Below are 5,120 nucleotides of genomic sequence, written 5' to 3'. Positions count from 1 at the left end.
CGCAGGCGCAGGTCGGCACCGGCAGTGCCTGGTCGCTGAAGCGGGCCAGCTGTTGCTGCAGCCACTGCCGGTTGGCGTGCAGGAACTGCTCGCCGGAGGCCAGGCTCGCGCGCAGCGGCAGGGTCAACCGCGCACCCCGCTCGTCGACGCTGAGCTTCAGACGCCGCGCCCGGGGATCACGCACACGCAGCACGTCGATTTCATCGCTTTCGCCCAGCCGCAGGCGCACGGTATCGCGCTGGATCACCGGTGCGGCGGGTGCGATCAGGCGGCGGAGCAGACGGGACATGGTCGCAGCTTAGTCCCCGCCGCGTTAGCAGCGCGGCAGGAACACGGTGGCGTCAGGCGTCGGCCTTGCTCAGCTTGAACGCCTGTTCCAGCAGCAGGAACAACCGGCGGATCTCGCCACTCTGCAAGGCGAAGCGCGCTTCCAGTTCGGCGCGGTGGCCGTCCTCATCGATATGCTCGAGCTGGTCCAGCGCGCCATCGAGGAACTTGAGCTTGCGCACGATCAGGTCATCGCCGAGCACGAAGGACAGGTTGTCCTCGAACACCAGGCCCAGCTTGGTGACCTGCTTGCCGGCATCCAGATGCTTGTCGATCTCGTCGCAGCGCAGTTCCTGGTGCTGGCACTTGACCACCGCGCCGCCCTCGGCCGGATCCTTCATCTCGCACTCTTCGCCCAGGCTCAGGCCCTCGGGCAGCGGTTCGCCGGCGATCCACGCGGTCAGGATCGAACGCGGCGCCACTTCGGCGTTGAGCGGCATCGCCGGGAAGCTGCCGAGCACCCCGCGCACATCGCTCATCACGTTCTCGGCGGTCTTCTGGCTGGAACCGTTGACCACCACATAGCCGTGGACCAGATCGAAGAACGCATCCACGCGGGAGGTCTTGACAAAGGCGCGCGGCAGCAGTTCGTGCAGCAGATCATCCTTCAGCCGCTTGCGCTCGCGCCCACCGGGCCTGCGGCCCTCCTTCTCCTCGATCTCCTCCAGCCGGCGCTCGAGCAGGTCGTTGACCACGGTACTGGGCAGGATCTTGTCCTCGCCGCCGATGGTCAGCCACAGCGCCTCGCCCAGACGGTGCGAGAACTGCTCCTTTTCCTCGCGGCCGAACGGCGAGATGAAGCCACGCGAGCTCATCTCCAGCGCGCCCACCGGTTTGAGCACGGCCGGCGGCAGCAGCGTATCGATCTCGGAAAAATCAACGGACGAGGGGAAGCGGAAGAACGTCAGGTTTTTGAAAAACATGGATTGCCTGTAAAGAGGAATTCAGAAAAAGACGCCAACGGCGTCCGCTTAGGCGTCGGCGGTCTCAGCACCCGCAGCGGTGATGCCGGCCAGCCACGCATGCGCGTCCGGCAACGGCGCCGCCGCGCGGCGGCCAAGCGCCATGAAATCGAACAAGGCCGGATCGGCCAGCTGCGAAGGCCGCACCGTCCCCAGCGCGCGCGATATCTGTTCCACGCGACCGGGGTGCTCCTTCTCCCATTGCTGCAGCATCAGTCCGACCTGCTTGCGCTGCAGGTTCTCCTGGCTGCCGCACAGGTTGCACGGAATGATCGGGAAGCGGCGCGCGGCGGCGTACTCGATGATGTCGGCCTCGCGGACATACGCCAGCGGGCGGATCACCACATGCTTACCGTCATCGCTGAGCAGCTTGGGCGGCATGCCCGACAGTTTGGCGTGCTGGAACAGGTTCATGAAGAACGTGGCCACCATGTCGTCGCGGTGGTGGCCCAGCGCGATCTTGGTGAACCCGTTCTGCTCGGCGTAGTTGTACAGCGCACCACGCCGCATCCGCGAACACAGCGAACACATCGTCTTGCCTTCCGGGATCACCCGGCTGACCACCGAATAGGTGTCCTGTTCGATGATGTGGTACGCCACGCCCAGCCCGGCCAGGTAGTCGGGCAGCACCTGCTCGGGAAAATCCGGCTGCTTCTGGTCCAGGTTCACCGCCACCAGCTCGAACGGCACCGGCGCCTTCTTCTGCAGCTGCAGCAGCACATCGAGCAGCGTGTAGCTGTCCTTGCCGCCGGACAGGCACACCATCACCTTGTCACCGGCCTCGATCATGCCGAAGTCGGCGATGGCCTGGCCCACCTGGCGGCGCAGGCGCTTGGCCAGCTTGTGGTGCTCGCGCTCGGCCACGCGCGGGTCGCGGGCGCGCGGCGCGGGATCGGGAAGGGGAATAACAGCAGTCATTGGCGCCATTCTACCGGCTTGGCGACGCCGCTCTCGCTGAACCCGGCAACCGGGTATGCTCGACAGCTGTGGACACCATGACCCTAGACCAGATCAGCCAGCGCATCGCCGAACTGCGGGCCGAGCACCGCAGTCTGGACGAGCGCATCGCGCGGCTGGCCGCCAACCCGGACGACGAGCTGGAAGCCAAGCGGCTGAAACGGCGCAAGCTGCAGCTCAAGGACTGCATCGGCAAACTGGAAGCGATGCTGATCCCGGACGAGCCGGCCTGAGCCCCTCCCGTATCGGATGACCGCCCCCGACGGCGGACAAGCGTGCGGCCAGTGCCTGCAACACCCCGGCACCGGCCCTGCGGAAGTCCGCCGCGCCGGCATCCGACCCCCTGCGCTGGCCGCATCGCTCAGCCCTGCGGCGCAGGCGCCTCGGGCTTCACCGCTTCGGGACTGACCCGCTCGATGGTGTGGCGCAGTTCGCGGCCAAGAATGAACTTGGCGTCCTTGGCCCAGGCGTCCAGGCGTTCGTCGAACAGCAGCTTGCTGTTCTCGTCCGGCCACACCAGCCGCAGCTGGCGCAGCTTCTGGATGAAGCTGCGGAACAGCGTGCGGTCGAAGAACTCCGGCGCGGCCGGCGCATAGAGCAGGCTCAGGCGCTGCGCGGCCTGCTGGCACAACCCTTCCAGCTCACCGGCACCGAGTGTGCCGGGGCCATTCTTCACCAGTACCGAGATGGCGATGTAGTAGCGCTCGAAGGCCTGTTGCAGCGAATGGCCGATCGCACGCAGGCGGAACACCTCGTCGGTCTGGCCGGTGCTGCGCGCGAGCATGCCGCCGTCGTCCTCGCCCACATGCTGGAGCAGGCCTTCGCGCACGAACACGTCGATGGTCTGGTCGATGCGCGCGGCGAACTCGTCCTCGCTCCATGGCAGGAACAGCTCCTGCTGCAGGAACGGGTACAGCCCGCGCCCCAGCCGCAGCAGGCCGCCGCGGCTCATGCGGCGGTTGTTCTGGAAGCAGCACGCCACCCACGACGACGCCGTGAACAGGTGCAGCACATTGTTGCGGAAGTAGCTCAGCAGCACCGCGGTGTCGCCACTGACGCTGAGCACGTCGCCCAGCGGGTGCTTGACGCGGGTGAGGACGTTGATCTCCTCGGCGTGGGCGATGATCCGCTCGGGCGAATGCGGGGTGACCGTGACCCGGTCCGAATACGGCATTTCCACCAGCAGCTTCTTGCACAGCTCGATCTGCGCGATCAGGTCGGCCTCGCCCATCGCGTGCTTGGGCGTGGACAGCAGCGCCAGCGCCAGCAGGTTGATCGGATTGACGTCGGCGGCGCCGTTGATGTGCACCTGGATCTGCGTGGCCAGCGTGTCCACGGTGCCGGCCAGCCAGCCCGGCTTTTCGTCCTCGGGAACCGGCTGCCCGTCCCACTCCGGCGCCATCCTGGCCAGCACGTCGTTGAGCGCGATCGGCTCGCCGAAATTCACCACCACCTGGCCGTAGTTCTGCTTGAGCACCTTGGGAATACCCCACAGCAGCGCCCAGATCGACTCCTTCTCCTTCGGCCGGCCGGACAGCTCGTCCAGATAGCTGTTGCCCTCCATCAGCTTCTCGTAGCCGATGTAGACCGGCTGGAACAGCACCGGCTTGCGCGGCTGGCGCAGGAACGCGCGCAGCGTCATCGAGATCATGCCGCCCTTGGGCTGCAGCAGACGTCCGGTCCGCGAGCGCCCGCCCTCGATGAAGTATTCGATCGAGTAGCCGCCGGACACCAGCTGCGCGACGTACTCGCTGAGCACCGCCGAATACAGCGCATTGCCCTTGATCGAGCGGCGGATGAAGAACGCGCCGCCCTTGCGCAGCAGGGTGCCGACCACCGGCAGGTTGAGGTTGATGCCGGCCACGATGTGCGGCGGCACGATGCCGCGGTCGTAGAGCAGGTAGCTCAGCAGCAGGTAGTCCATGTGGCTGCGGTGGCTGGGCACATAGATGACCTCATGCCCGGGCGCGGCTTCCTTGAACTTGTCCAGGTGATGCACCAGCACGCCGGCGTAGATGCGGTTCCAGACGTGGCTGAGCATGAAGCTCGCCGAGCGCACCACCGGGGTGGAGTAGTCGGCGGCGATTTCCCAGGCGTAGCCCTGCGCCTTCTTCCAGGCCTCGGTGGTCTTGGAGTTGTCGCGCTTGGCCTGCACCGCGATGGCTTCACGCACCGGATCGGACTCCAGCACCTTGTCCACCAGCAGGCGGCGGGTGGACAGATCCGGGCCGATGATCGATTCGCGGATCCGGCGGAAGTGGGTGCGCAGCACGCGCTGCAGCTTGCGTACGGTGCGCTCCGGCTCCAGGCCTTCATCCACGGTCTCGCGCAGCGATACCGGCGGAGCGAAGCGGACGATGGTGTCGCGACCGTTGAGCAGGATCGCCAGCAACCGGCGGAAGCGGCCCACCAGCGCCCAGTTTTCCGAGAACAGCACCGCGAACCAGCCGCTCTGCTTGTCCGGGGCGCGACCGACGAAGATCGATACCGGCACCAGGTGCACATCCAGCGCCGGATTGGCACGGTGCGCCTGCAGCAGCTTGGCCAGCGAGTCCGAATGGGTCTTGGCGCCGCGCTGTTCGGGAATCAGCGCGCTGTTGCTGGAGCGCCGCGACAGTGCCACGTAAGCGCGTTTGCGCCCGGTCAGGTCGCCGGCCAGCGGCACCAGCGGCGAGGGCAGTCCCGCGTCGCGGCAGGCCTTATCCAGGATCAGCGCGTTGGACAGGCCGTAGTTTTCCAGCACGTACACCACCGGCCGGCCGTCATCGTGGTCACCGGCCTGCTCCGGTTCGATCTTCAACCCCAGCCACGGCTCGATCAGCTTGCCCAGCAGGCGCGCCCACAACGGGCGGCGACCGGCGGCGCGGACATGCG

The 5,120-nt window shown here is 66.8% G+C and carries 4 protein-coding genes and 1 pseudogene; 1 reads left to right on the top strand and 4 read right to left on the bottom strand.

Features of this window, described 5'->3' with window-relative positions:
• The 3 genes and pseudogenes from JCM9942_RS10740 to ttcA all read right to left on the bottom strand — a co-directional run.
• A pseudogene (locus JCM9942_RS10740) lies at positions 1 to 289 on the bottom strand (YgjP-like metallopeptidase domain-containing protein); the annotation flags it as partial.
• Between the two features lie 52 nt (positions 290 to 341).
• Positions 342 to 1,250, bottom strand: a complete 909-nt coding sequence (locus tag JCM9942_RS10735; RefSeq protein ID WP_054659591.1) for a recombination-associated protein RdgC — start codon at positions 1,248 to 1,250, stop codon at positions 342 to 344.
• A gap of 48 nt (positions 1,251 to 1,298) precedes the next feature.
• Entirely contained in the window at positions 1,299 to 2,216 is a 918-nt protein-coding gene (gene ttcA / locus JCM9942_RS10730) for a tRNA 2-thiocytidine(32) synthetase TtcA (protein ID WP_054659589.1), read from the bottom strand.
• 68 nt (positions 2,217 to 2,284) lie between these two features.
• Between ttcA and JCM9942_RS10725 the strand changes: the two genes are divergently transcribed.
• Positions 2,285 to 2,479: a YdcH family protein gene (locus JCM9942_RS10725; RefSeq protein ID WP_089153165.1), complete on the top strand. Its 195-nt coding sequence runs from the start codon at positions 2,285 to 2,287 to the stop codon at positions 2,477 to 2,479.
• 128 nt (positions 2,480 to 2,607) lie between these two features.
• Here JCM9942_RS10725 and plsB read toward each other — a convergent pair.
• Positions 2,608 to 5,120: glycerol-3-phosphate 1-O-acyltransferase PlsB (gene plsB, locus JCM9942_RS10720; RefSeq protein WP_054659586.1), on the bottom strand; the 2,513-nt coding region annotated here is incomplete at its 5' end.

This window comes from Stenotrophomonas pictorum JCM 9942 (assembly GCF_001310775.1).
GTDB classification, from domain to species: Bacteria; Pseudomonadota; Gammaproteobacteria; order Xanthomonadales; family Xanthomonadaceae; genus Stenotrophomonas; species Stenotrophomonas pictorum.
The sequence above is the reverse complement of the archived record's forward strand: the minus strand, read 5'-3'. Positions and strand labels throughout refer to the sequence as shown.